This window comes from Hanstruepera ponticola (assembly GCF_002940745.1).
Classification (GTDB): Bacteria; Bacteroidota; Bacteroidia; order Flavobacteriales; family Flavobacteriaceae; genus Hanstruepera; species Hanstruepera ponticola.
The window spans coordinates 1,763,643-1,790,184 of sequence record NZ_POTB01000001.1 but is presented as its reverse complement, the minus strand read 5'-3'; the positions used below and the strand labels follow the sequence as shown (position 1 = coordinate 1,790,184).

The 26,542-nt window shown below is 33.3% G+C and carries 22 protein-coding genes and 1 tRNA gene; 15 read left to right on the top strand and 8 right to left on the bottom strand.

The window, feature by feature from the left end:
* Positions 1-269 precede the first annotated feature (269 nt).
* From C1S72_RS08160 to C1S72_RS08150, 3 genes are all read right to left on the bottom strand, one after another.
* Positions 270-340: transfer RNA gene (locus C1S72_RS08160), tRNA-Cys, on the bottom strand.
* Between the two features lie 88 nt (positions 341-428).
* A complete protein-coding gene (gene folB / locus C1S72_RS08155; protein ID WP_104735122.1) occupies positions 429-797 on the bottom strand; it encodes a dihydroneopterin aldolase in 369 nt (122 codons plus the stop codon).
* Positions 798-866: 69 nt separating this feature from the next.
* Positions 867-1,076 carry a zinc ribbon domain-containing protein gene (locus tag C1S72_RS08150; RefSeq protein ID WP_104735121.1) on the bottom strand — a complete coding sequence of 70 codons (210 nt, stop codon included), beginning with the start codon at positions 1,074-1,076 and terminating at the stop codon, positions 867-869.
* A gap of 102 nt (positions 1,077-1,178) precedes the next feature.
* On the opposite strand from C1S72_RS08150, the gene C1S72_RS08145 reads away from it, so the two are divergent.
* The 3 genes from C1S72_RS08145 to C1S72_RS08135 all read left to right on the top strand — a co-directional run bounded on the left by C1S72_RS08145 (position 1,179) and on the right by C1S72_RS08135 (position 4,969).
* Complete coding sequence (locus C1S72_RS08145; protein ID WP_104735833.1) at positions 1,179-3,182, top strand: glutamine--tRNA ligase/YqeY domain fusion protein; 2,004 nt, start codon at positions 1,179-1,181, stop codon at positions 3,180-3,182.
* Between the two features lie 82 nt (positions 3,183-3,264).
* Positions 3,265-3,750 (top strand): DUF1761 domain-containing protein, encoded by a 486-nt coding sequence (locus C1S72_RS08140; RefSeq protein WP_104735120.1) that lies wholly within the window; start codon positions 3,265-3,267, stop codon positions 3,748-3,750.
* Positions 3,751-3,784: 34 nt separating this feature from the next.
* Positions 3,785-4,969: a GNAT family N-acetyltransferase gene (locus tag C1S72_RS08135; RefSeq protein WP_230401601.1), complete on the top strand. Its 1,185-nt coding sequence runs from the start codon at positions 3,785-3,787 to the stop codon at positions 4,967-4,969.
* Between the two features lie 20 nt (positions 4,970-4,989).
* Here C1S72_RS08135 and C1S72_RS08130 read toward each other — a convergent pair whose 3' ends face one another.
* On the bottom strand, positions 4,990-5,916 hold the full coding sequence (locus C1S72_RS08130) for an SPFH domain-containing protein (RefSeq protein ID WP_104735119.1): 927 nt from the start codon (positions 5,914-5,916) through the stop codon (positions 4,990-4,992).
* A 74-nt stretch (positions 5,917-5,990) separates the two neighbouring features.
* On the opposite strand from C1S72_RS08130, the gene C1S72_RS08125 reads away from it, so the two are divergent.
* Complete coding sequence (locus C1S72_RS08125; protein WP_104735118.1) at positions 5,991-6,683, top strand: hypothetical protein; 693 nt, start codon at positions 5,991-5,993, stop codon at positions 6,681-6,683.
* Between the two features lie 43 nt (positions 6,684-6,726).
* Here C1S72_RS08125 and gltX read toward each other — a convergent pair whose 3' ends face one another.
* On the bottom strand, positions 6,727-8,247 hold the full coding sequence (gene gltX / locus C1S72_RS08120; RefSeq protein ID WP_104735117.1) for a glutamate--tRNA ligase: 1,521 nt from the start codon (positions 8,245-8,247) through the stop codon (positions 6,727-6,729).
* A 50-nt stretch (positions 8,248-8,297) separates the two neighbouring features.
* A complete protein-coding gene (locus C1S72_RS08115; RefSeq protein WP_104735116.1) occupies positions 8,298-9,341 on the bottom strand; it encodes an alkane 1-monooxygenase in 1,044 nt (347 codons plus the stop codon).
* A gap of 160 nt (positions 9,342-9,501) precedes the next feature.
* On the opposite strand from C1S72_RS08115, the gene C1S72_RS08110 reads away from it, so the two are divergent.
* The 5 genes from C1S72_RS08110 (at position 9,502) to C1S72_RS08090 (ending at position 16,949) form a co-directional block, all read left to right on the top strand.
* A complete protein-coding gene (locus C1S72_RS08110; RefSeq protein ID WP_104735115.1) occupies positions 9,502-12,930 on the top strand; it encodes a DUF4175 family protein in 3,429 nt (1,142 codons plus the stop codon).
* Entirely contained in the window at positions 12,917-13,336 is a 420-nt protein-coding gene (gene ybeY, locus C1S72_RS08105; RefSeq protein ID WP_104735114.1) for an rRNA maturation RNase YbeY, read from the top strand. The genes C1S72_RS08110 and ybeY overlap by 14 nt, the downstream gene beginning before the upstream one ends.
* A gap of 122 nt (positions 13,337-13,458) precedes the next feature.
* Positions 13,459-15,330, top strand: a complete 1,872-nt coding sequence (gene mnmG, locus C1S72_RS08100) for a tRNA uridine-5-carboxymethylaminomethyl(34) synthesis enzyme MnmG (protein ID WP_104735113.1) — start codon at positions 13,459-13,461, stop codon at positions 15,328-15,330.
* A 25-nt stretch (positions 15,331-15,355) separates the two neighbouring features.
* Positions 15,356-16,201, top strand: a complete 846-nt coding sequence (locus tag C1S72_RS08095) for a class I SAM-dependent methyltransferase (protein ID WP_104735112.1) — start codon at positions 15,356-15,358, stop codon at positions 16,199-16,201.
* Between the two features lie 232 nt (positions 16,202-16,433).
* Positions 16,434-16,949 (top strand): OmpH family outer membrane protein, encoded by a 516-nt coding sequence (locus tag C1S72_RS08090; RefSeq protein ID WP_104735111.1) that lies wholly within the window; start codon positions 16,434-16,436, stop codon positions 16,947-16,949.
* Positions 16,950-16,985: 36 nt separating this feature from the next.
* On the opposite strand, the gene C1S72_RS08085 is transcribed toward C1S72_RS08090, so the two are convergent.
* A complete protein-coding gene (locus tag C1S72_RS08085; protein WP_104735110.1) occupies positions 16,986-18,140 on the bottom strand; it encodes a DNA polymerase III subunit in 1,155 nt (384 codons plus the stop codon).
* A 75-nt stretch (positions 18,141-18,215) separates the two neighbouring features.
* Between C1S72_RS08085 and C1S72_RS08080 the strand changes: the two genes are divergently transcribed.
* The 3 genes from C1S72_RS08080 to C1S72_RS08070 all read left to right on the top strand — a co-directional run bounded on the left by C1S72_RS08080 (position 18,216) and on the right by C1S72_RS08070 (position 22,083).
* Positions 18,216-19,403 carry a phosphoglycerate kinase gene (locus C1S72_RS08080; protein ID WP_104735109.1) on the top strand — a complete coding sequence of 396 codons (1,188 nt, stop codon included), beginning with the start codon at positions 18,216-18,218 and terminating at the stop codon, positions 19,401-19,403.
* A 100-nt stretch (positions 19,404-19,503) separates the two neighbouring features.
* Entirely contained in the window at positions 19,504-21,084 is a 1,581-nt protein-coding gene (locus tag C1S72_RS08075) for a LysM peptidoglycan-binding domain-containing protein (RefSeq protein ID WP_104735108.1), read from the top strand.
* A 21-nt stretch (positions 21,085-21,105) separates the two neighbouring features.
* A complete protein-coding gene (locus tag C1S72_RS08070; RefSeq protein ID WP_104735107.1) occupies positions 21,106-22,083 on the top strand; it encodes a DUF4837 family protein in 978 nt (325 codons plus the stop codon).
* Positions 22,084-22,153: 70 nt separating this feature from the next.
* Here the strand turns inward: C1S72_RS08070 and tatA are convergent, their stop codons facing one another.
* Positions 22,154-22,330, bottom strand: coding sequence for a twin-arginine translocase TatA/TatE family subunit (gene tatA, locus C1S72_RS08065; RefSeq protein ID WP_104735106.1), 177 nt, complete (start codon positions 22,328-22,330; stop codon positions 22,154-22,156).
* A gap of 117 nt (positions 22,331-22,447) precedes the next feature.
* On the opposite strand from tatA, the gene C1S72_RS08060 reads away from it, so the two are divergent.
* The 3 genes from C1S72_RS08060 to C1S72_RS08050 are packed head-to-tail and all read left to right on the top strand — an operon-like array spanning position 22,448 to position 26,539.
* The gene (locus tag C1S72_RS08060) at positions 22,448-23,317 is read left to right on the top strand and encodes a M23 family metallopeptidase (RefSeq protein ID WP_104735105.1); all 870 of its coding nucleotides are present in this window, start codon (positions 22,448-22,450) and stop codon (positions 23,315-23,317) included.
* Complete coding sequence (locus tag C1S72_RS08055) at positions 23,317-24,819, top strand: GH3 family domain-containing protein (protein ID WP_104735104.1); 1,503 nt, start codon at positions 23,317-23,319, stop codon at positions 24,817-24,819. Before C1S72_RS08060 ends, C1S72_RS08055 begins: the two co-directional genes overlap by 1 nt.
* Before the next feature lie 28 nt (positions 24,820-24,847).
* Positions 24,848-26,539, top strand: a complete 1,692-nt coding sequence (locus tag C1S72_RS08050; RefSeq protein WP_104735103.1) for a DUF6909 family protein — start codon at positions 24,848-24,850, stop codon at positions 26,537-26,539.
* Positions 26,540-26,542: the final 3 nt, after the last annotated feature.

Below are 26,542 nucleotides of genomic sequence, written 5' to 3'. Positions count from 1 at the left end.
TTTTAAAATGAAAAAACCTCAACGCATGTTGAAGGTTTTTGGTGGTGTCGAGCGTCCCGAAACTTTGGGAGAACTAGCTGTAGACGGTGTTGTTATCTTTAATTAATTTTTTATAAAAATTAGATATAAAAAAACCTCCAAACATAGTTTGAAGGCTTATTGAGGTGTCGAGCGGATTCGAACCGCTGTAGATGGTGTTGTTTCTTTTAATTAATTTTTCTTAAAAATTAGAAATAAAAAAACCCTCAACAAATGTTGAAGGTTTTAAGAGGTGTCGAGCGGATTCGAACCGCTGTAGATGGTGTTGCAGACCACTGCCTAGCCACTCGGCCACGACACCCTAACTTCCTACGAAAGCAGGAATCTTATCAATTCTAATTAGAGAACTAACGTTCGCAAATGTAAAAAAAATATAGTTTTCACACTATTTACTTGTAGTTTTTTCGTTTGTCGGTCATTTTTATCGTTACCATTTCTACATCGCCACCAATAGGTGGGTTTAATTTACTTATGCAAACAGTTGCTTTTTTAATCAGTTTATCTTCTTTAAAAACACGATTTAATATGCGTCTAGCAACGGTTTCCAAAAGATGTGATGGCCTTAACATTTCTTCTCTTATTATGCGATTTAGAAACACATAATCCACCGTATCACTCAATAAATCTGATTTAGCTGATGGCTGTAAATTAGCTTTAACTTCTAAATCCACACGATAATCACTACCAATTTTAGTTTCTTCGCTCAAACAACCATGGTTTGCGAATATTCTAATGTTTTCGACTTTTATAATTCCCATAAAGCAAAAATAAAACTCCTGCCGTCACTTTGAGTGAATTTCTAAAAGAAATTTGTATCGAGAAGTTGGCTAGTTGGTAAAAAAGTCAAAGATGTTGGTAATGGCACTTGTTTTGCTTTTATAAAACTCCGTATATGTGCAGCGTTCACAAGTAACCGAAGTAAAACGCTTATTTTGAATATTAAACAATTTAGTGAATAAACCACCAGTAGCTTGCATCTGATCTACTTGATAGGTGCGATTGTGACATTTAGGACATTCGTAGTTTCTATGTTCCATATTGAAAAGGTTTTATTTATTAGTGTGAAAAACTATCACTATGTTACATTTACACTAAAATTGTCTAATTTTGTGCCTCTCATTTTAGATGCAGAAATTATTATGTCAGAAGAAATAAAATCACTCAATTTTATTGAGCATATTATAGAAGAGGATTTAGCGAACGGACTAGATAAAAAAGCATTGCGCTTTAGATTTCCACCAGAACCTAACGGCTATTTACACATAGGGCACACAAAAGCCATTGGTATTAGTTTTGGTTTAGGTGAAAAATATAATGCACCTGTAAATTTACGTTTTGATGACACCAACCCAGCAAAGGAAGAGCAGGAGTATGTTGATGCCATCAAGCAGGACGTAAAATGGTTAGGATATAATTGGGCTAATGAATTGTATTCTTCAGACTATTTCCAACAATTATACGACTGGGCTGTATTACTTATCAAAGAAGGGAAGGCTTATGTAGATTCGCAATCTAGTGAAGCAATGGCTGAACAAAAAGGCACACCTACACAACCAGGTGTAGATGGTCCATTTCGAAATAGAAGCATTGAAGAAAATTTAAACCTTTTTAGGCGCATGAAAAATGGTGAGTTCAATGAAGGAACTCATGTGTTGCGCGCCAAAATAGATATGCAGCACCCGAATATGCTGATGCGTGACCCCATTATGTATCGTATTTTAAAAAAGTCACACCACAGAACAGGTAATGATTGGTGTATTTATCCTATGTACGATTGGACTCATGGTGAAAGTGATTATATAGAGCAAATATCACACTCATTGTGCTCGCTTGAATTTAAGCCGCATAGAGAGCTTTACGATTGGTTTAAGGAACAAGTCTATAAATATCAGCCAGAAGCACTTCCAATGCTTCCAAAACAGCGTGAATTTGCGCGTTTAAACTTGAGCTATACCATAATGAGTAAGCGTAAGTTACTAAAATTGGTAGAAGAAGGCATTGTAAACGGTTGGGATGATCCTAGAATGCCTACTATTTCAGGATTAAGACGTCGTGGCTACACACCTGAATCTATTAGAAACTTTATTGAAAAAGTTGGTGTTGCAAAACGTGAAAATGTAATAGATGTATCGCTTTTAGAATTTTGCATTCGTGAAGATTTAAATAAAACTGCGCCTCGTGTTATGGCGGTTTTAGACCCTGTGAAAGTGGTTATCACCAATTACCCTGAAGATAAAGAAGAATGGCTAGAAGCTGAAAACAATCAAGAAGATGAAAGCGCTGGATTCAGAAAAGTGCCATTTTCTAGAGAAATTTATATTGAATCAGCCGATTTTAAGGAAGAAGCTGGCAGCAAATTTTTTAGATTAAGGCTAGGAGGTGAGGTGCGTTTAAAAAACGCTTATATAATAAAGGCTGAAAACGTTGTTAAAAATGCTGATGGATCTATTGCAGAAATACATTGTACGTATTCTGAAGATACATCTAAAAAAGTGAAAGGCACATTACATTGGGTATCTATTAAGCACGCTATTAAAGCCGAAGTTAGGGAGTACGATAGATTATTTATGGATGAGTCTCCAGACAGTCATGACGGAAAAGATTTTATGGAGTTTTTAAATCCGAATTCGCTAAAAATAATCGAAGCTTTTGTCGAGCCTAGTCTAAAAGATGCTAAAGTGGGCGAGCGTTTTCAATTTCAACGTTTAGGATATTTTAATGTTGATGATGATTCTACATCAGAACATTTAGTATTCAATAAAACAGTTGGTTTACGTGATTCATGGGCTAAACAAAAGCCTAAACCACAAAGTAATCAACCAAAACAAAATACCAATCAGCCACAACGAAAAGCCATTAGTGTTATTCAGCAATTAGGTAAAAAATATACCAATTACCCGGAAGAAAAACAGCAAAAAGTAAAAGCTGAAATTCAAAAATTAGCTAAAGATGTTTCTTATGATGAGTTAGAGCCTCTTTTTAATACAGCTGTTAAAAAAGCTGGAACACGAATAGCTGTTATGGTTGTTTTAAAAGTATTACTTGATAATGGTTTGCAACGAAATGAAGCTATTAACGAATTCGTTTCTAAAGCATTAGAAGATAAAAACGAATTATTGGTTACCGAAGCTCAATCACTATAAGCTGAATTTGCAAAAGTTAAAAAAGCACTCTAAATCAGATTTTTAAGTTATATTTATTGCACTAACTTAAAATTTACTGACTATGGAATTACCAATCAACCCTATAGCCATTCCTATTGCTGCTGTGTCAGCTTTATTAGTTGGCTTTGTATGGTACAACCCAAAAGTTTTTGGAAACGCTTGGATGAAAGCTTCAGGAATGACTGAAGAAAAAATTAAAGGTGGCAATATGGCTGTAATTTTTGGCTTTGCACTATTATTTGCGCTATTATTAGCTATTTTACTTATGCAATTTACGAACCATCAATGGGGAGCCATGGGAATGGTGGGAGGAGAGCCAGAAACTGCAAAACCATCTTTTGAAGCATTCATGGCAGACTACGGTACTGTTTTTAGAACTTTTAAACATGGCGCATTACACGGCGCTATATTTGGAATTTTTGGCGCATTACCAATTATTGGAACAAACGCCTTATTTGAGAGAAAAGGCGCAAAATATATTTTTATAAATAGTGGATATTGGATTGTTACATTAGCTGTAATGGGAGCTATTTTATGTGGTATGTAATATTTTGTAATGAACCTAAAATTTTAAAGACTGATTGCATCAATCAGTCTTTTTTCATGCTATTGTGATAGATTATCAAATTTTTAATAATTACACCGAATTACCAAATAACTGGGATGCTTTAGTCTATCATGATTTATTTTTACAAACACCTTATTTAAAAGCTCTAGAAAAAGCATCTCCTGCTAATATTAACATATACTACATTGGTTTTTTTAGCCATTCAGATTTAATAGGAGTTGCAATAGTCCAGCGTGTGCAATTATATTTAAATGACATTTTCAGAAATGATAACGATTCATGCTTTAAAGAACGTTTTAAGAGTCTAGTTTCAAAAGTTTTAAAAGGCAATATTCTAGTAATTGGTAATTTAACACATACAGGTCAACATGGTGTGTATTTTTATACTGAAAAACACAACTACACAGATTTTTTAGATGTTTTGTTTAAAGCTACGACACAGTTAAAAAGAAATATTAAAAATCAACACAATAAAAAAATACGCGCGTACTTATTAAAAGATTATTTCACAAATGATGTTTTTAACAATTACACTAAAGAATTAGACGCTTTTGGGTGTCATCAATTAACGGTTCAACCCAATATGATTCTTCATATAAAACCACAGTGGAAATCTTTTGATGATTACATATTTGATCTGAACAAAAAGTATCGCGATAGGTATAAGTCAGCGCGAAAAAAAGCGAAGCAGATAAAAAAAAGGGAACTCAATTTATTAGAAGTTGAAAAGGAATCTAAAACACTATATAAATTGTATAAAAGTGTTTCAGATCACGCTAAAATCAACACATTCATTTTACCAGAAAATCACTTTTTAGAGTATAAAAAACAGTTAGGAGATAATTTTAAAATATTTGGCTACTATTTAGAAAACACGCTTGTTGGTTTTTACACGCTGATACTAAACCATAATGATTTAGAAACGTATTTTTTAGGGTATGATACAACCCATCAATACAAGTATAAATTGTATTTAAACATGCTGTTTGACATGCTGGAATTCGGTATAGAAAACCGATTTAAAAATGTAGTTTATGCCAGAACGGCTATGGCTATAAAAAGTTCTGTAGGGGCAAAACCATATAAAATGCACATGTACTTAAAACACACCAATTGGTTTATGAATGCGCTATTAAAAAATATTTTCAGATTAATGAACCCAAAACAAAACTGGGAAGAGCGCCATCCTTTTAAATAAGCCTGACGCTGAAATGAGTGTTATTTTTCTTTTTTACTATTTCTAGCTTCTTTCATCGCCTCGCCAATTTGATTACTTGCAGCAAAACTAGCAACCATATCATTTAACATATTACTTCCAGCTTGTGGTGCATTTGGCAATAAAATGAGGTTACTATTGGTTTCTTCACCAAGTGATTGCAACGTATCATAATGCTGTGTTACAACTATTAATGCAGACGCTTCTTGCGAGTTGATACCCACACGGTTTAAGACTTCAACGGATTCTTCTAAACCACGAGCAATTTCACGACGTTGGTCGGCAATACCTTGACCTTGTAAACGCTTGCTTTCGGCTTCGGCTTTCGCCTTTTCAACAATGAGAATACGCGCGGCATCACCTTCAAATTGTGCCGCTATCTTTTCACGTTCGGAAGCATTAATTCGGTTCATAGCAGCCTTTACCTGTGAATCTGGATCGATATCAGTTACTAATGTTTTAATAATATCAAAACCATAATCTAGCATGGCGTCATTCAATTCAGCTTTTACCGCTAAAGCAATATCATCTTTTTTAACAAACACGTCATCTAATTTCATTTTAGGAACTTCAGCACGAACCACATCAAATACATAACTTGTAATTTGGTCATGTGGGTAATCTAATTTGTAAAAAGCATCGTAAACCTTATCTTTTATTACTTTGTATTGAACCGAAACCTTTAAGCGCACAAAAACATCATCCAATGTTTTGGTTTCAATAATAACATCAAGCTGCTGAATTTTTAAGCTCAAACGTCCCGCAACGCGATCAACAAGAGGAATTTTCATTTGTAAACCAGATTGTCTAATACTTTGAAAACGACCAAAGCGCTCTATAATAGCAGCAGATTGTTGCTTGACAATGAAAAAAGAAGATATTAAAATTAGAAGTCCGAAGACCACAAACGGAATTAAATAAAAAGGCATAGCAATATGTTTTAATGGTTAAAAATAAGTTCTACTAATTTAAGTTATATTTGTTGCAATCTCATATTAATAGCATGCAATTTATACGACTTATATTATTAGTAGCCATATCTAGTGTTTTTGTTACAACCGCACAAGCACAAAGAAGGCCTCATGGCACAATACCTATTGTAAATGGTATTGGAATTTCTGGAGGTATTACACAATACGACTTTCAAACAGATAATTTTGAAACCAAAGCCGGTAACGGTTGGGCTGTTGCTGGGTCGGCCACTGTTGATTTACCACACAAGTGGTACAATATGAGTTATATGATTCAAATAGCTGAAAACAATATCGGTATAGCTGCAAGTCCCGTTCCTTTAGGTCCTGAAGAATTTTTAGATTATAAAATTTTTACAGCTCAAATCTCATTGTTAATGCATGTAAAAATTATTGGTCCTTATCTTACATTGGATTTAGGCCCAATGCTACAATACAATGGGGAAATGGAATTAAAAGATGACCAAAAAGAAAATTTTTTCATTAAAAATTACAATGATCTTTTGCTAGCTAAAGACATTTCAGATATTTCAAAATTTAATATTGATGGAACCGTTGGCTTGTCAGCAGGTATTAGCCACTTCAGAATAAAAGCAGCTTATATTTACGGGTTTTTGAATTCATTTAACAAGTTAAACGACAACAATTTAAATTTAGGAGATAATAATGGCAAGTTTAAAGGCAACCAATCCATGTTTGTGTTTTCTTTGATGATTTCTATTTAACAAAGGGTACAAAATAAAAAGAGTGCCTTTTAAGGCACTCTTTTTATGACAATGTGTTTATTATATTGTCAATACGTCGTTTGGTCTCATCTTTTCCAATCATAAACATAATGTCAAACACGTCTGGACCTTTTAAAGCTCCAACTAATGCCAATCGTAATGGCATCATAACTTTACCAAAACCAATTTCGTTTTTAGTAATCCAGCCTTTTATTTCCGTTTGTAAATTCTCAACTGAATAATCTGAAATGGTATCAATTAAGCTAATAACTTTAGTCATAATTTCGGCTGAATCTTCTTTCCAGGCCTTTTTAACGGCTTTTTCGTCTAAATCGGTTGGTGTTTCAAAAAAGAAGTGACTCAACTCCCAAAAATCAGACACAAAATTAGCACGCTCTTTAATTAGAGCCACAACCATGGATATATAATTTACATCTACTTCGTCTAATTCAGGCTGTATGGTTTTAAAATCAGTAGCCAGTTCGTCATCCCGCTGCTCTTGCATGTAATGATGGTTAAACCATTTGGTTTTGTCTGGGTCAAATCGCGCTCCAGATTTATTTACTTTATTTAAATCAAAAGCATTTATCAGTTCTTCAAGACTAAAAATCTCTTGTTCTGTACCAGGATTCCAACCCAAAAGGGCTAAAAAGTTCACTACAGATTCTGGAAAATACCCATCTTCTCTGTAACCTCTTGAAATAGTATCGGCTTTGTGGTCTTTGTATGCCAATGGAAAAACTGGAAAGCCAAGTTTATCACCATCACGTTTACTTAATTTTCCTTTTCCAGTTGGTTTTAAAATTAGTGGTAAATGCGCAAATTCAGGCGCTTCCCAACCAAAGGCTTGATATAGTTGATAATGTAATGCCAATGAAGGCAACCATTCTTCACCACGAATAACATGAGTGATTTCCATTAAGTGGTCGTCAACAATATTTGCCAAATGATAGGTTGGCATACCATCACTTTTAAACAATACTTTATCATCAAGAATATTGGTATCTATTTTAATGTCACCACGAATAATATCTTTAAGATGAAGGGTTTCATCTTGAGGAGATAAAAATCGAATAACATAATCCTCACCAGCATCTAGTTTGGCTTGGGTTTCTTCTTCAGAAAGCACCAAGGAGTTTACCAATCTGCCTTTTTCACGATTATGCCAATTGTAGATAAAGGTTTTCCCGTTGGCTTCATGATCTTTTCTGTGTGCATCCAATTCTTCAGCAGTGTCAAAGGCGTAATAAGCTTTACCTTTTGTAATTAATTCGTCTGCATATTGTTTATATAACTGTTTGCGCTCACTTTGTCTGTAAGGACCAAAATCACCTTCTTTTCCAGGGCCTTCATCAAAGGGAATATTACACCAATTTAAGGATTCAATAATATAATCTTCGGCACCTTCAACATACCGATTTTGATCGGTATCTTCAATACGAAGTACGAAAGTTCCGTTATGTTTTTTGGCAAACAAATAATTAAATAGTGCTGTACGAACACCGCCAATATGTAATGGACCTGTTGGACTTGGTGCAAAACGTACGCGAACAGTTTGACTCATGCAAATAAATTTTGCGCAAAGATAAAACCTTAATTAGTTTTTAAGCAATTTTATGCTGAAATCATATGGGTTGGTACACGCTTATTCATAATTTTAAACCACAAAGGCGGAATTAATGCCAAAACCATGGATGTTGGGTAACCAAAAGGCATTTGCGGACTCTCCTCATGGCATTCCAAAAGTTGATATTTTTTTGAAGATTTGTAATGGTGATCACTATGTCGAGTAAGTTCATAAAGCACAATTCTGCCAACAAGATGGTTGGAATTCCAGGAATGGTTTTCTTTTACACGTTCGTAGCGTCCCGAAGCTGTTTTTGAACGTAGCAACCCATAGTGTTCAATGTAATTTACGGTTTCAAGAAGTATAAATCCAGTAACACCAGCAGCAATAGCAAATAATAATCCAGTTGTTCCAAGCACGGAAAACACAGCTAACAAATAGACAAGTTGAATTACGAGATACCAAAACATATCATTTTTTACAGAGAAAAATGATTGCTTGCTGTTTTTTAGTAATTTCATTTGAATGCGCCATGCACTTAAGTATTGTCTAATAGTTGAGGTAAACCAAAAGGAATAGACATTTTGATTGTAACGTGCAGTAGCTGGATCTTCTTTCGTAGCTGCATGCAAATGGTGACCATGATTGTGTTCAATGTAAAAATGCATATACAATGCTGGTAGGAGTAAAGCCTTGCCTATAAAGCGTTCATTTGTGGTTTGTCTGTGTCCTAGTTCGTGAGCTACATTAATACCATTTGTGCCTAAAACCATACCTAAACTCAATGTCAATCCTATAATCTCAAATGTTTCTAGCGGAACAGATGTAACTATTATGAGCGCCCAAACTACTAATCCATAAACAATGGGCAGATTAAAATACAGCATCCAATCAAAAACCTTGTTTACCTTTCTATTTTCTAATTCAGGTTCAGAATAATTAGCATTATCTTCAGGAAGCAACATTTCTAATAATGGAATTATCACAAATGAATACACAGGTGTTAAAAAACACCAAGCACCTTTAAAGTACAATCCAACCACAGCTGTTAAAGGAATCGTAAGTGCTGCTAAATATTTTAAGTCTTTCATTGAAACTCTGTTTTATTTCTAATAAGGAGGGAAAATCTGTTTTTTCTTTAATGGTGTTTTATCAGATTTGAGTATTAATTCCTCGAAATTAACACAACCTTATAAAATTAGCGAATAATACATTAAAATAAAATTGTAGATTAGTAAGTTAATTATAATAATGGCAAGTTTCAACAACATAATCAATAAACTAGAAGGTTTCATTAAACGGTATTACGTTAATGAACTTATTAGAGGTAGTATTTTGTTTTTCGCAATAGGATTGTTGTATCTGTTATTTACGCTGCTTGTTGAATATTTATTTTGGTTAGATCCTACATCAAGAACAGTTCTGTTTTGGTTGTTTATTGTGGTTGAATCATCTTTGTTTGTTAAGTTTATTCTTTTTCCGCTAGCGCAATTATTCAAACTCAAAAAGGGGATTGATTATACCGAAGCATCAAAAATTATTGGAACACATTTTCCTGAAGTCAATGACAAGTTGCTGAATGTTTTACAATTAAATGAAAACAAAGCAGAATCAGAATTGTTGCTAGCGAGTATCAATCAGAAATCTACTGAACTACAGCCTATTCCCTTTAAATTTGCTATAAATTTTAAGCAAAATCTGAAATATGTAAAATATGCACTAATTCCAATTGTTATCATACTACTATCGTATGTTTCTGGCAAGTTTAACTGGTTTAGTGATAGTTATGAACGCGTGGTTAATTATAAAACAGCCTATGAACCACCAGCACCTTTCCAATTTTTTGTAGTTAATGAAAATTTAACCACTACAGAGAATCAAGATTTTACTCTTAAAGTTAGAACGGCTGGAACCACTATTCCTGAAAATGCTAAAATCAGCTTTAACAACGAGACGTATTTTTTACAGCAAAAAGGAATAGGAGAGTTTGAGTTTATATTTACTAGACCCAAAAACAATATCGATTTTCAACTTACAGCAAATGAGGTTACTTCTAAAACCTATACACTTTCAGTATCTGAAGTACCGACTATTTTAGGTTTTGAAATGGTTTTGGATTATCCAAATTATATAAACAAGGCTCAAGAAACACTAAATGGTACTGGGAATGCAACGGTTCCTCAAGGTACAAAAATTACTTGGAAGCTAAATACCAAAGCAACAAATCAAGTTGTTCTTTACAGTCAGGATACGACTGTTTTCAATCTAGAAAATTCTGGAAAATTTAGGAGCACTAAAACCGTGTTTAATAATTTTGATTATGCCATAAGCACAAGTAATGAATTTCTAAAAGATTATGAAAAGTTATCTTTTAGTATTGATGTTATTAAGGATGATTATCCAGAATTGAATGTTAAAATGGAAATTGATAGTATTGATCAGCAAAGCATGTACTTTTTTGGACAGGCAAGCGATGATTATGGTCTACGAAAACTTCAACTAGTATATTATCCTATAAGCGAAATTAAACAAATCAAAAAAGTAGATATTCCAATTGCTAAATCTAACATTAGTGAGTTTATTTCAGCTTTTCCAAACAATCTGGATTTAGTTGATGGCGAGGGTTATGAGCTCTATTTTCAAGTCTTCGACAATGATGCTTTAAGTAATTACAAAAGCACAAAAAGTAGTGTTTATTACTACAGAAAACTCACCAAAGATGAAGAAGAGCAGAAGCAATTAGAGCAACAAAACGAAACCATTGACGATTTGAATAAGTCCTTGGAAAAAATTGAAGAACGCGAAAAACAACTTGAAGAGTTTTCTAAAACCCAAAAAGAAAAATCTGAACTCAATTTTAATGATAAAAAGAAACTAGAAAACTTCTTGCAAAGACAAAAACAGCAAGAAGAAATGATGCAGAATTTCAACAAAAAACTCAAAGAAAATCTAGAGGAGTTTCAAAAGGAAAACGAAAATGAAGACCAGTTTAAAGAGGACTTAAAAGAACGGTTAGAAGAAAACGAGCAGCAACTTAAAGAGGATGAAAAACTTCTTGAAGAACTAGAGAAACTTCAAGAGAAAATAAACAAAGAGGAGTTAACAGATAAGCTTGAGAAATTAGCAAAACAAAATAAGAACCAAAAACGCAGCTTGGAGCAGTTGTTAGAATTAACTAAACGCTATTATGTTTCTAAAAAACTTGAAAAGCTACAGCAAGAACTAGATAAATTAGCTGAAGAACAAGAAAAGTTATCTGAAAAGGAAAAAGATAAAAATAATGCTGAATCTCAAGATGAGCTTAATAAAAAGTTTGAGGACTTTCAAAAACAATTAGATGAGTTACAGAAAGAGAATAAAGAATTAAAACAGCCTATGGAGCTTCCGCAGGACAAAAAACAAGAAGAAGCCATAAAGGAAGACCAGAAAGAAGCTAAAGAACAACTCGAGCAGCAAGAACAACAAGACGAACAAGAGAAAGGCGAGAACCAAGAACAAGATTCTAATAAAAATCAAGAAAAGGCCAAGAAGAAGCAAAAACAAGCTGCACAAAAAATGAAGCAAATGAGTGAGCAAATGCAAATGGCTATGCAGATGGGAGGTGCAGAACAAATGCAAGAAGACATGGAGATGCTTCGTCAAATATTAGATAATTTGGTGCTCTTTTCGTTTGATCAAGAGAATTTAATGAATCAGTTCAAAAGCATTGAAGTCAATCATAATAAATACGCCAGTTATTTGGTGAAGCAAAACAGCCTTAAGGAACATTTCTCTCATGTTGATGATAGTCTTTTTGCATTATCATTACGACAACCAAAAATATCAGAACGAATAAATAAAGAAATATCAGAAGTCTTCTTCAATATTGATAAATCCTTGGATCAATTTTCAGAAAATCGTCTGTATCAAGGTATTGCAAATCAGCAGTATACTATAACAGCTGCAAATAATTTAGCTGACTTTTTAAGTGATATTTTGAATAGTATGCAAATGCAGATGCAGGCTAGTGGTACTGGTAGTGGTGGAAAACCTGAACAAGGTTTACCAGACATCATTATGAGCCAAGAAGAGCTTAATAAGCAAATGCAGGAAGGCATGAATAAAAGCCAAGAAGGAAAACCCAAGGAAGGAGATGAGGGTAAAGAAGGAAAAGAGGGTGAAAAAGAAGGCCAACAAGGCCAAGATTCACCCAATGGACAGGATAGTAATCAAGGGGAAAACGGAGAAAAACAAGGTAACGGTGAAAGTAATGGCTCTGAAGAACTCAATGGCGAGTTGTTTAAAATCTATCAACAGCAACAACAAATTAGACAAGCGCTTGAAGATAAATTGGCAAAAGAAGGAAGTACAGGAGTTGGTAAAGCTTTGCTGAAGCAAATGGAGGAAGTAGAATTGGATTTGTTAAATAAAGGTTTCACTAATCAAACACTTCAAAAAATGATGAATTTACAGCATCAATTATTGAAGCTAGAAAACGCAACTTTCCAACAAGGACAGGATACTAAACGACAGTCTAAAACCAATCAGGAAGATTTTAGAAACAACACCAACAACCAGATACCAAAAGCCAAAGAATATTTCAACACTACTGAAATATTAAACAGACAGACATTACCTTTGCAACCTGTTTATAAAAAGAAAGTTCAAGAATACTTTAAGCAAAGCGATGATAAGTTTTAATTACGAGAATAATTTTAAATTAGATAATGAAGAACAATTATCTAATTGGATTATTGCTGTTATTGAAGCCGAAGGATTCAAATATGAAGATATTAACTATATTTTTTGTGACGATGATTATCTTCATAAAATTAATATAGAATTCTTAAATCATGATACGTTAACAGATATCATTAGTTTTGATTATTCGGTAGGAAAAATATTACAGGGGGATATTTATATTTCTGTTGAACGTGTAAAGGATAACGCAAAAGACTTTAACGAATTATTCAAAAATGAATTACATCGTGTTATGGTACATGGTGTATTACACTATTGTGGTTATAAAGATAAAACAACAGATGAAGCGACTGTAATGCGGAGCAAGGAAAATCACTATTTAAAAGTGCTATCGCGAATTCACTAATTCGTCGTATATTTGCAGACTCAAAATTATGATGTAAGTATAAATGTTTAAGGTGATTTTGAAGTATTAAGCAAATTGTTTCACGTGGAACAATTTAATTATGGTAATGAAATACAAATGTTATGTTTAATGAGGTTTATGATGTTATAGTGGTTGGAGCTGGACATGCTGGTAGTGAAGCTGCTGCTGCTGCTGCAAACATGGGCAGTAAAACATTGTTGATTACTATGAATTTGCAAAACATCGCTCAAATGTCTTGCAACCCAGCTATGGGAGGAATTGCAAAAGGGCAAATAGTTAGAGAGATAGATGCGCTAGGTGGTTATAGTGGTATTGTAAGTGACACATCAGCTATTCAATTTAAAATGCTTAATAAGTCTAAAGGACCTGCTATGTGGAGTCCTCGTGTACAAAGTGACCGCATGCGTTTTGCTGAAGATTGGAGAATGCTATTAGAAAACACCCCTAATTTAGACTTCTATCAGGAAATGGTTTCGGGCCTAATAATCGAAAATCATAAAGTTGCAGGTGTAAAGACATCACTTGGAATTACAGTTAAAGCAAAAACAGTTGTACTTACCAACGGAACTTTTTTAAATGGTTTAATTCACATTGGTGATAAAAATTTTGGTGGAGGTAGAGCCGGAGAAAGAGCAGCAACTGGAATAACAGAACAATTGGTTGATTTGGGATTTGATTCGGGCAGAATGAAAACAGGAACACCGCCAAGAGTTGACGGCCGATCATTAGATTATTCTAAAATGGTTGAACAACCAGGTGATGACGTGCCACAAAAGTTTTCTTTTTTAGATATTACTAAACCGCTTATTGAACAACGTTCATGTCACATGACTTATACAAGTCCCGAAGTGCATGATTTATTGCGTGAAGGATTTGAACGTTCACCGATGTTTAATGGTAGAATTAAAAGTTTAGGACCGCGTTATTGTCCGTCAATTGAAGACAAAATAAATCGATTTGCAGATAAAGACAGACATCAATTATTTGTAGAACCTGAAGGCTGGAATACTGTAGAGGTTTATGTGAATGGCTTTTCAACTTCTTTGCCAGAAGATGTTCAGTTTAAAGCGCTGCGTTCTGTCGCTGGTTTTGAAAATGTAAAATTCTTTAGACCAGGATACGCGATAGAATATGATTATTTTCCACCTACGCAATTACAGCATACTTTAGAAACTAAACTAATTAATGGTTTGTATTTTGCAGGTCAAATTAATGGCACAACTGGTTATGAAGAAGCTGCCTCCCAAGGCTTAATGGCTGGCATAAATGCCAGTCTAAAAGTTCAAGAAAAGGAACCGTTTACTTTGTCGCGAAGCGAAGCATATATTGGTGTACTAATAGATGATTTAATTACTAAAGGTACAGAAGAACCGTATCGTATGTTTACGTCACGTGCAGAATACAGAACCCTGTTACGTCAAGATAACGCTGATTTTAGACTAACACCAAAAGGTTATAAGATTGGTTTAGCTTCAGTAAAACGCTTAAAACGTATGGAAGAAAAACAAAAAGCTTCTGATAATTTTGTCCAGTTTTTTAGAGATACTAGTGTGAAACCGGAAGAGATTAATCCCATTTTAGAGGGTAATGATTCCTCCTTGATGAAGCAGTCAGATAAAATGTTTAAAATTTTCGCTAGGCCTAATATTACCATAGATGATATGCGAAAAGTTGAATCGGTTAATAATTATATTGTAGACAATAATTTAGACGATGAGGTGATTGAGCAAGCAGAAATCCAAGTTAAGTATTCAGGTTATATTGAGAAAGAAAAAAACAATGCGGACAAACTTTCTAGGCTTGAGAATATTAAGATCCCAAAAGATTTTGATTACTCTAAACTTAAATCTATGAGTATGGAAGCGCGTGAAAAATTAAATAAAATTCAACCGGTAACCATATCACAAGCATCACGTATAAGTGGTGTGTCACCTAGCGATGTTTCAGTGCTTCTAGTGTATATGGGACGCTAATGTTTCACGTGGAACAATTCTACAAATGAAATTAAAAAACATATATCTAGAAGTTAAAGACCATTCAGTTTCTGGAGAAAAATTTCAGCTACTTTATAACGAGGAATTGGATATGCTTGAAACACATCCACAACCACTGGAGGAACATTTAAGCAAATATTACAAAACAGAAGATTACATTTCACATACCGATTCCAAGCGGAATGTCTTGGAGTTTATTTACCATATTGTCCGTGAATTTACTTTAAAGCGCAAAGTGAAACTTATTAATAACTATTCAAAATCAGGAAAAGTACTTTTGGATATAGGTTGTGGTACAGGTGATTTTTTACAGGCTGCAAAAAAAAATGGCTGGCAGGTTACAGGGATTGAACCAAATGAAAAAGCAAGAAATATTGCTAACTCAAAAACTGATAAAAGTGTGTTAGATTCTAAACAATTGTTTGAATTGAAAGAAAATCAATTTGATGTTATTACATTATGGCATGTGTTGGAACATTTACCAAACATTGAAAAACACCTATCTACTTTTAAAAAACTTTTGAAACCAAATGGAACATTGATTATAGCCGTTCCAAATTTTAAAAGTTATGATGCTCAATATTACAAATCGTTTTGGGCGGCTTATGATGTACCAAGACATTTATGGCATTTTTCTAAAACAGCTATTTCTAGATTACTTAAAAAAGAAAATCTAAAATTAGTAGAAACCAAACCCATGATATTTGATTCATTTTATGTGAGCCTATTATCAGAAAAATATAAAACAGGATTTATGAATCCGTTTAAAGCATTTTGGATAGGATTACAATCAAACATCAAAGGAAAGTCAACAAATGAATACTCATCGCATATTTATATACTAAAATAACCTATTTATTGATTTTAAAGCTTTAGAATCAATTTTTGAATTACTTACCATAAAATCCTATTGACTAATTTTTAAATGACTTCAGAGCGGCTTTAATTGGTTCTAAAATAATAAAATTCATTTATTCTAAAACAACTTTAACATCAATTTTGTTTATACTAACAATTTTGGCAATAAAAATTTTAAATCGTAATTACTTTTTTACATTTGCGCATCTTAAAAATATAGAATCATGAAAAAAATAATTTTTGGAATATTAACCCTAGTAATAGTTGTTTCTTGTAAGCAAGAAAAAATCGCATATATAGATAATAGTTATGTGATTAACGAATACCAAGAAAAGAAAGATATTGAATCTAAGTACAAATCTAAAATTGAGGCTTACAATAAAAAAAGGGATAGTATAGGCAAAGCTTTACAGTTAGATTACCAAGCATTTCAATTAAAATCTCAATCTATGACAGAGAGTGATGCCCAATCAGAATACAATGCATTGATGCAAAAACAACAAATGTTGCAGCAGCAGTTTCAAATGGAGGAGCAACAAATTTCAAAGGATAGCCAGACGGAAATAGATTCGCTAATCTCAAAAGTTAAAACCTTTGTAAAAAAACATGGGAAAGAGAATAATTACACCTACATTTTAGGCACTAGTGAGGCTGCATCAGGTGTTATGTATGGTAAAGAGGAAAATAATATTTCAGAAACTATTTTGAAAGCTCTTAACGAGAGTTATAAAAAAGACTAATTTTCCTGTTATTTATATAAAATTTTAGCCAGCTTATTAGCTGGCTTTTTTGTGTAGTAAACGTGTAAGTTTTATTGACAAATCAGTTAGAATAATCTTTGAGTTTCCATTACGCTCTATATGATAAATGGCATTCTGAAGTTCTTCTGAAATTTCTAGAATGTTGTTGCCGTGTACAAAAGGAGCAAAATTCTCTAGTTTAAATCCTTCAGATTTTGGCTCCATGTAGACCAATTCATTGGTATTATAGTTGATTAAAAGTGCTTGTCTAAAAAAGGTTAGACAAAACTGAAGGAACTGTTTTTGAGTTTCTCTACCAGTTTTGGCAATATCTTCACTCCAAGATATAAGGTTATGAATAGCACTTTTATTGCCTTTAGCCTGAAAAGCACTACGAATCCAGTATATAAACCAGTCTTCAAACTGTGTGTCTTCAGAATCATGATAGACTAAATCACAAGCCTTGTTGAAGTTTCCGTTGGCTTCATGTGCAATTTTACCAGCAACATCTTCGGGAATGGCGTATTTTTTAATAAGGCCTTGTTTGATTATTTCTTCAGAAAGAGGAGGAAAATGTAAAACCTGACAACGCGATCTTATGGTATTAATTATTTGCTCTTCATCTTCTGCAATAAGAATAAAAATAGTTTTGTTAGGTGGTTCTTCAATCAATTTCAACAACTTATTAGCTGCTTGAGTGTTCAGCTTTTCAGCCATCCAGATAATCATCACCTTGTAGCCACCTTCATAAGATTTTAATGATAAAGCCTTTACTATATCTTGAGCTTCATCAACACCAATTTGACCTTGCTTTTTTTCAATACCAATTTTTTTATACCAATCAAATAAATTACCATAAGGCTGCTCATCAATTAATTCACGCCATTCTGCTATAAAATTATTTGAAACAGGATGGCTTTTTATAATACCATTGGTGGCAACCGGAAAAGCAAAATGTAAATCGGGATGCGATAAATTTTTAAACTTTAAATTACAGGATTCATTTCCGCTAGTATTTTCATTTCTCGTGTTATTGCAAAGTAAATACTGCGCATAAGCAATAGCCATTGGAAGCGTACCACAACCTTCAGGTCCCACAAACAGTTGCGCATGTGCTATGCGACCATTATCAACACTTTGTGTTAGGTGCGCTTTTATATGTTCTTGGCCTAAAATCTCACTAAATAACATGCAGTAAAGATAACAGATTTGCTACTGTTTTTCTGAATTGAAAAAATTATATTTGTCAATCTAATTAATTACATCATGAAAACCCTAAATAACTTTAATTTTGAAAACAAAAAAGCACTTATTCGTGTAGATTTTAATGTGCCTTTAAATGAAGATTATCAGGTAACCGATGCTACCCGAATTAAATCTGCCAAACCAACTATTATAAAAATACTGGAAGACGGAGGCAGTTGTATTTTAATGTCTCATTTAGGTAGACCAAAAGGAAAAGAAGATAAGTATTCCTTAAAACATATTGTTGATAAGGCCGAAGATATTTTGGGTGTTGAAATTAAGTTTACTGAAGATTGTGTTGGTCCTGAAGCTCAAGAAGCTGCTAAAAACCTTCAACCAGGAGAAATATTATTGTTAGAAAACTTACGTTTTCATGAAGAAGAAACAAAAGGTGATGAAGCCTTTGCTAAACAACTCTCGGAATTAGGAGACATTTATGTTAATGACGCTTTTGGTACAGCGCACAGAGCACATGCCTCAACAACAATTGTGGCTCAATTTTTTTCAGATAAAAAATGTTTTGGTTACCTATTACAACAAGAAATTGAAAGCATTAAAAAAGTAATGGAAACTGGTGAAAAACCTGTTTGTGCTGTGTTGGGAGGTGCAAAGGTGTCATCAAAAATTACAATTATAGATAATATTCTAGATAAAATAGACCATTTAATAATAGGTGGTGGCATGACTTTTACTTTTGTTAAAGCTCAAGGAGGTGCAATAGGAAATTCTTTGGTTGAAGATGACAAGTTAGAATTAGCAAATACCATTTTAAGAAAAGCAAAAGAGAAAAACGTTGAAATTCATTTACCCGTTGATGCTATTATAGCTGATGCTTTCAGTAATGATGCTCATACCAATACCTGTGAGGTTAATAAAATTCCTGATGGCTGGATGGGACTTGACGTTGGCCCTAAAACTGAAGCTTTATTTGCCGATGTGATAAAAAGTTCTAAAACTATTTTATGGAATGGACCTTTAGGCGTTTTTGAAATGGCAAATTTTGCCAAAGGAACTATTGCTCTAGGTTATGCTATAGCTGAAGCTACTGAAGATGGTGCTTTTTCACTTGTAGGTGGAGGTGATTCGGTTGCGGCAGTCAAACAGTTTGATTTTGAAGATAAAGTAAGTTATGTAAGTACAGGTGGAGGTGCCATGCTAGAAAGTTTAGAAGGGAAGACTTTACCGGGAATAGCTGCTATTTTAGAATAATTTAGTATATTTCGTTGAGCCTCAATGCTATCGTTGCATGACCAAGATAGTTCATAAGAAAAATAGAATATAAGCGTTAAGATGATATAAATAAGCAACAATGCAACAACCTACAATATGCTACTTTTTAGTTTTCTTCCTGACATATAGTTTGTCAGCACAAGATACTATTCCAAATACTTCAAGAATTCCACAAGAAAAATTGGTTGCAAGTGAGCAATATGAATTAGATACTATTATTGACGGTAAGGAATTCTATAAAAAACAAATTCAAATTACACCAGATTCGACAGGTATAAAGTCTTTGGGAGACAATGATTTTGCAGCAGAATTAGATCAAAAGTGGCTAGACGAATTATATAGTAACGATTTATTTGATACGATTTACAACACCATTTCAGAATTAGATTACAAGGAGGTTTATTATCCGGAATTACCTACAGACACTCTAAAAGCACGCTTGGCATTGTTGAATGCCAAAACACCGTTTAATGTTGAATACAATCCATCTTTAGAAAGTGTTATAAAATCGTTCTTAAAAAATAGAAGACAATATTTTGAAAGACTAATTGGCTTGAGTCATTTTTACTTTCCAATGTTTGAGCGAGAACTAGACAACTATGATGTGCCATTGGAGGTAAAGTATCTTGCTATAGTTGAATCTGCTTTAAAACCTAGGGCAAAATCTAGAGTTGGTGCGACTGGACTATGGCAGTTTATGTTTGCAACTGGTAAATATTATGGGTTAAATGTAAGCAGCTATGTAGATGAACGCTCAGATCCCATAAAGTCAACTGAAGCAGCAGCCAAATATTTATCATCACTATATACTATTTTTGGCGATTGGGATTTGGCATTGGCCGCCTATAATTCCGGACCAGGAAATGTATCTAAAGCCATTAGGCGTTCAGGTGGTTATCAGAATTACTGGAATATTCGTCATAATCTTCCACGTGAAACAGCAGGATATGTCCCAGCATTTCTAGCAACTATGTATATTATGGAATACGCGAAAGAACACGGCTTAATTTCCGAAAAACCAGCGTTTCATCATATTGAAACAGATACTATTGTTGTTAAACAAATGATTACACTTGATCAAGTTTCAGAAGCTACAGGTGTTAAAATGGAAGAGTTACAGTTTTTAAACCCTTCTTATAAACTAGACATCATTCCATATATAAAAGGAGAAAATTACGTTTTACGTTTACCTCGTTCGGCAATTGGAGTTTTTGTAAATAATGAACAAGCCATATATGCAGCTGCTCAAGCTGAATTTGATGCTAGAGAAAAACCACTTCCACAATTTTTTGATAGTGATAGTAAAGTGCGCTATCGTGTTCGCTCTGGTGATTATTTAGGTAAAATTGCTCGAAAATATGGTGTAAGGGTGAGTCAAATAAAACAATGGAATGGATTACGAAGTAATAATTTAAGAATAGGCCAGCGATTAACTATTTATCCTAGAAAACCAGTGGCAACAAGTCAAGTAGCAAGTTCAAGCACTTCAAAATCAAGCTCAAGTGGGTCATCAAGCACTTATACCGTTAAAAGTGGTGATTCGCTTTGGAGCATTTCTCAAAAATTTCCAGGAGTTTCTGTACAAAATATTCGAGATTGGAACGATATTAGTGGTAACAAATTAAAACCAGGAATGAAACTTAAGATTTCAAAAAGTTAGTTTCATCAAAACAATTTAAATATGCGTAAAATTCTAACTGCTTTTGTAGCTATCACAGTAATTTTTTCATGTCAAGATGGTAAAAACTCAAACCAAAAGATACTTTCAAAATCATCTGGAAACATAAACAATTTGTCAGTAGTCATTGATAATGACCTTTGGGAAGGATCAGTAGGAGAGGCCGTAAGAGATGTTTTTGCTGCACCAGTACATGGTCTTAATCAGGATGAACCACTATTTAAGTTAAGTCAAATTCCACCTTCAGTTTTTTCTGGGTTTGCTACAAAAAATAGAATAGTATTAAAAATTGAAAAAGGAAATGAGGCTCAAGTCAAAATTGCTAAAGACGCTTTTGCCAAACCACAAAAATTAGTTATTGTCTCTGGGAATTCCAATCAAGAAATTATTGATCAAATACAAGAAAATGCAGATCGTATGATTATGTCATTAAAAAATGAAGAAATTAAAGAGCGACAACGTCGTACCAAATTATCTCTGCATAAGAATAATAATATTAAAGAGAATTTAGGAATAAGTATTGAGTTCCCATCAGCATATAGGATTGCAAAAGAAACGGATAATTTCTATTGGATACGAAAAGATATTACAACAGGAACAACTAATATCATGCTTTATGAACTGCCTTATGGCACTATTAAAGAGAATGATAGTTTGGTAAATCAAATTATCAAAATGCGTGATTCAATAGGTGAAATTCATATTCCAGGACCAACAGACGGTTCCTTTATGGTAACAGAAATGGCTTATTCTCCTTTCTTAACAAAAACCACAATAGATGATAAAACCGCATATGAAACTAAAGGTCTTTGGGATGTGAAAAATGCTTTTATGTCTGGTCCTTTTGTAAATTATGTTATCAATGATGAAGCAAATAACAGACAACTTGTAGTAGAAGGTTTTGCTTTTGCGCCATCTGTTGAAAAACGTGATTATATGTTCGAATTGGAATCAATTATAAAATCTATCAAGTTTGAATAACGATTCAACAAAATTAAATACAAAAAAACCCAACTAATTTAGTTGGGTTTTTGCTTTATTAAAAAAGAATTTACTCTTTTTTATCTTTATCTTCTTCTTTACTAGCGTCTTTAAATTCCTTGATACCACTTCCTAAACCACGCATTAATTCAGGTATTTTTTTTCCGCCAAATAAAAGCAATACAACCACTACAATCAATATAATTTGCCATGGTCCTGGTGCTAAAAATATACTTAATGAAATCATCGCTTTGTTATTTAAGCTACAAAGTTAATAATTATACTTTAATATACTCGTTTAATCTCTAACTTTAGTATTTAGTTGTCTAGGTATGATATTATTTTATTTAATTTAGCGATACGTATGAGCAATAAAAAGAAAAAGCAGAGAAGAATCGCTAAAAAATTACTAAACAAGTACCGTTTAGTAATTTTAAATGAAGATACTTTTGAAGAAAGAATATCTTTCAAGCTTACAAGGCTAAACGTATTTGTTTTAATATCACTGTTATCTATTTTTCTCATTGTAGCTACAACTATTCTAATAGCCTTTACGCCTTTAAGAGAATATATACCAGGTTATTCTTCAACCGAATTAAAAAAGAGAGCTACAGAATTAAATTATAAAACGGACTCTTTACAGCAGGTGATAGCCATTAACGAACAATATTTCTCAAGTATTAAAAAGGTATTATATGGTGAGGTTAGTACTGTAGATTTTAATAGGGATTCTATAATAGAAGCGACAAAAACCGAAGCAAAGAACATCAATCTAACACCTATTAAGGAGGACTCTATACTTCGCGATAAAGTAAAAAAAGAAGATAAATACAATTTGTTTGAATCAGCCAAACTCAATTCCAGTTTTATACTGTTCCCGCCCGTGAAAGGTACTATATCTCAAGAGTATAATGCTAAAGAAAGACATTACGCTGTTGACATTGTAACTGAAAAAGATACACCTGTAAAAGCAACAGCTGATGGCACAGTTATATTTGCCGAATGGACTACTGAAGCAGGATATGTTATTATTTTAGAGCATTCACAAGGGTTAATTTCGGTTTATAAACACAATGCATTTATAACAAAATCTCAAGGTGATTTAGTATTGGCAGGTGAAGTGATTGCGACAACTGGAAATACAGGCGAATTAACAACAGGACCACACTTACATTTTGAATTGTGGAGTGATGGTTACCCAATTAATCCAACAAATTTTATAGACTTTAATTAATGTTTTCAATTAAATCTGCATTAGCAAAACCATTTGCCAAAATTGTTGCAAGAAAAATAAATAGATGGGCAAACAACCCAATAGAGACTCAAGAAAGAGTTTTCTCTAAACTCATAAGCGAAGCCAAACAGACCAAGTTCGGTAAAGATCATAGTTTTGACAACATTCAGAGTCATGATGATTTTGTTAAACACGTTCCGGTTAGAGATTATGAAATGTTGAGAAATTACATAGATCTAGTTGTAGAGGGTCGTGAAAACATATTATGGAAGGGTAAACCATTATATTTTGCCAAAACAGCTGGAACAACCTCTGGTTCAAAATATATTCCTTTAACTTCAGAAAGTATGCCTTATCACATTAAGGCTGCTAGAAATGCTATATTGATGTATATAGCCGAAACAGGTAATAGTACGTTTGTCAATGGTAAGATGATTTTTTTACAAGGGAGTCCAGTTTTGAATAAGAAAAATGATATTCAACTCGGTCGATTGTCTGGAATAGTTGCTCATTATGTACCAAAATACCTCCAAAAAAACAGAATGCCATCTTGGGAGACTAATTGTATTGAGGATTGGGAGAAAAAAGTAAACGCTATCGTAACCGAAACTTTACCTGAAAACATGACGGTAATTTCAGGAATTCCTTCATGGGTTCAGATGTATTTTGAAAAAATACAAGAACGAACAGGAAAAAAGGTGGGTGATGTTTTTAAGAATTTCAGCCTATTTATTTTTGGAGGTGTTAATTACGAGCCCTATCGTTCAAAATTTGAAAATTTAATTGGAAGAAAGGTTGACAGCATAGAATTATATCCAGCTAGTGAGGGTTTTTTTGCATTTCAGGATAAGCAAAACGAAAAAGGTATGCTGTTACAATTAGATTCAGGAATTTTCTATGAATTTATAAAAGCTGACAATTTTTTTGATGAAAACCCTGAACGTATAACCTTAAAAAATGTTGAAGTTGGTGTAAATTACGTAATGATTGTTTCAACAAACGCAGGTTTGTGGGCATATAATCTTGGAGACACGGTGGAGTTTACATCCATAAAACCATTTCGGATTATTGTATCAGGTAGAATCAAACATTTTATATCTGCATTTGGAGAGCATGTTATTGGAAAAGAAGTTGAACAAGCACTAAAAGAAGGTGTTGAGGGGTTGGAAATCCAAATAACAGAATTTACCGTAGCACCACAGATAAATCCTGACGCTGGATTACCATATCATGAATGGTTTATAGAATTTGAAGATCATTCAATAGATATTAATGCTTTAGAATTAAAAATAGACCAATCACTTCAAGAACAGAATAGCTATTATAATGATTTAATTTCAGGGCAAGTTTTAAGGCCATTAAAAATAACTAAAGTCCAAAAAAATGGTTTTCAGGACTATATGAAATCTATTGGAAAATTAGGCGGTCAAAACAAACTACCGCGCTTGTCAAATGACAGAAAAATAGTCGATAGATTGGAACAATTAGGATTGACTAAATAATAGTATATTTGGGCACTAAATTTTTTCTATGAGTAATAAAAAACATCATGCTAGAACGAGAGCTCAAGAAAGCTCAAATGCTATTGAAAGAATGTACATTACCATGCGGCACTTATTTAACAGAGGGTTTTACAAACCAATGGGTGTTTCTGGAGAAACTCTACGTGAGGCATTATTATTGTTACGGCCTGAAATTTATGGTTCTATTGCTGATGATAAAGCAGAATTAGAAGGGCTTTTGTATGTTATTGATAGACTACCTCAAGGTATTGAAGAATGCACATTTATAAACCTTACTAGTGATGAAGGTTACGGGAATTCACATTTTAAAGCTATTATTCCGCCTAAAAGACGCCGAAACTGTTACCGCATTGATGACGAGCAAATGAACATTGAGATAACTAGAGGGCGTTCAGAAATTTATGATATTCTTACACATCTAACGTTTATGTTTATTGAATCACATAAAATAAGTAAGCGAGTTATAATAGATGAAAACGGAAATACAACAAGAGATTGGATTAAACTTGAAAAAGCCGTTTTGTCTAAAAACAAACTTTCTCAAAATGAACGTGAAATAGCCATAACTCATACTGCTAACATACTTGGCAGAACATTTAACGAATTGAGTCAAGTTTACAACCAATTTAGTACCAAGGATCAACCAGAAAGACTTTTGCATATAGTCTATTGGTTAGGGAAATTAGCCATAGAAGAAGTTGTAAATAACAACAAGCGTACAGTAACTTTTAGTCCGGTTTTAAGAGAAAGATTAGGACACCACATACATGGGGAAATTTGGGCAGACAATATCAAGAATATCCTTCTAAAAAATGAGTTAATAAACAAACCTATTCATATTATAAGTGCCAACATGCATAGTGTTATGAATACGTTGTTTTCAAATAGTGCATTAAAAACATTACAGAACAAAAAAGGTGTTTTTGGGGTTTATGAGGACTTAAGCAAAAAAGAAAATGAATCACTACGCAATAAAGTGAGTAAAGAGGCGTTGCAGAATGGAATGATTTACATTCCTGATACATCAGGAACGAATATTGATGTTCAAATTTTTGACACAAACAAAATAGATGTTTCAACTTTGGATTTAGGTGTTAATAAATTAAATGATAATTCTGACAAACCTGTAATTTTGGTTATGGACTACGCTTTTGGCGAACAAGCTTACGAAACTATTGATGAACTCCTTAAACCAATAAAAAGTGATAAGAAAAATGTGCACCTTAATGTGTCATCAATTTCGATAATGGGTAAAGCTGGAATTTTGGAAGGTGGAAAAGGAGATATTATGATTCCTTCTGCACATATTTTTGAAGGAACTGCTGATAATTACCCTTTTACAAACGAGTTAAGCAAGTCAGATTTAGAAGGTGACAACGTAAATGTTTTTGAAGGCGCCATGATAACTGTACTAGGAACATCTTTACAGAATAAAGACATTTTAAAATTCTTCTTTAATTCTACATGGAATGTTATTGGTTTGGAAATGGAAGGAGCGCATTATCAAAAAGCTATACAAGCTGCTTCAAAAATAAGAAAAACTATTAATCCAGACGTTAAAGTGCGCTATGCTTACTACGCCAGTGACAACCCTTTAGAGACAGGTAGCACTTTGGCTTCGGGTGGATTGGGAACTTCAGGTGTAAAACCAACCTATTTAATAACAAGAAAAATATTACAACAAATATTTAATAACTAACAG

Excerpts from the sequence above, each read along its gene's own strand:
- folB (WP_104735122.1), bottom strand. The coding sequence starts at position 797 with ATGGGAATTATAAAAGTCGAAAACATTAGAATATTCGCAAACCATGGT.
- C1S72_RS08150 (WP_104735121.1), bottom strand. The coding sequence starts at position 1,076 with ATGGAACATAGAAACTACGAATGTCCTAAATGTCACAATCGCACCTAT.
- C1S72_RS08145 (WP_104735833.1), top strand. The coding sequence starts at position 1,179 with ATGTCAGAAGAAATAAAATCACTCAATTTTATTGAGCATATTATAGAA.
- C1S72_RS08140 (WP_104735120.1), top strand. The coding sequence starts at position 3,265 with ATGGAATTACCAATCAACCCTATAGCCATTCCTATTGCTGCTGTGTCA.
- C1S72_RS08130 (WP_104735119.1), bottom strand. The coding sequence starts at position 5,916 with ATGCCTTTTTATTTAATTCCGTTTGTGGTCTTCGGACTTCTAATTTTA.
- C1S72_RS08125 (WP_104735118.1), top strand. The coding sequence starts at position 5,991 with ATGCAATTTATACGACTTATATTATTAGTAGCCATATCTAGTGTTTTT.
- gltX (WP_104735117.1), bottom strand. The coding sequence starts at position 8,247 with ATGAGTCAAACTGTTCGCGTACGTTTTGCACCAAGTCCAACAGGTCCA.
- C1S72_RS08115 (WP_104735116.1), bottom strand. The coding sequence starts at position 9,341 with ATGAAAGACTTAAAATATTTAGCAGCACTTACGATTCCTTTAACAGCT.
- C1S72_RS08110 (WP_104735115.1), top strand. The coding sequence starts at position 9,502 with ATGGCAAGTTTCAACAACATAATCAATAAACTAGAAGGTTTCATTAAA.
- ybeY (WP_104735114.1), top strand. The coding sequence starts at position 12,917 with ATGATAAGTTTTAATTACGAGAATAATTTTAAATTAGATAATGAAGAA.
- mnmG (WP_104735113.1), top strand. The coding sequence starts at position 13,459 with ATGTTTAATGAGGTTTATGATGTTATAGTGGTTGGAGCTGGACATGCT.
- C1S72_RS08095 (WP_104735112.1), top strand. The coding sequence starts at position 15,356 with ATGAAATTAAAAAACATATATCTAGAAGTTAAAGACCATTCAGTTTCT.
- C1S72_RS08090 (WP_104735111.1), top strand. The coding sequence starts at position 16,434 with ATGAAAAAAATAATTTTTGGAATATTAACCCTAGTAATAGTTGTTTCT.
- C1S72_RS08085 (WP_104735110.1), bottom strand. The coding sequence starts at position 18,140 with ATGTTATTTAGTGAGATTTTAGGCCAAGAACATATAAAAGCGCACCTA.
- C1S72_RS08080 (WP_104735109.1), top strand. The coding sequence starts at position 18,216 with ATGAAAACCCTAAATAACTTTAATTTTGAAAACAAAAAAGCACTTATT.
- C1S72_RS08075 (WP_104735108.1), top strand. The coding sequence starts at position 19,504 with ATGCAACAACCTACAATATGCTACTTTTTAGTTTTCTTCCTGACATAT.
- C1S72_RS08070 (WP_104735107.1), top strand. The coding sequence starts at position 21,106 with ATGCGTAAAATTCTAACTGCTTTTGTAGCTATCACAGTAATTTTTTCA.
- tatA (WP_104735106.1), bottom strand. The coding sequence starts at position 22,330 with ATGATTTCATTAAGTATATTTTTAGCACCAGGACCATGGCAAATTATA.
- C1S72_RS08060 (WP_104735105.1), top strand. The coding sequence starts at position 22,448 with ATGAGCAATAAAAAGAAAAAGCAGAGAAGAATCGCTAAAAAATTACTA.
- C1S72_RS08055 (WP_104735104.1), top strand. The coding sequence starts at position 23,317 with ATGTTTTCAATTAAATCTGCATTAGCAAAACCATTTGCCAAAATTGTT.
- C1S72_RS08050 (WP_104735103.1), top strand. The coding sequence starts at position 24,848 with ATGAGTAATAAAAAACATCATGCTAGAACGAGAGCTCAAGAAAGCTCA.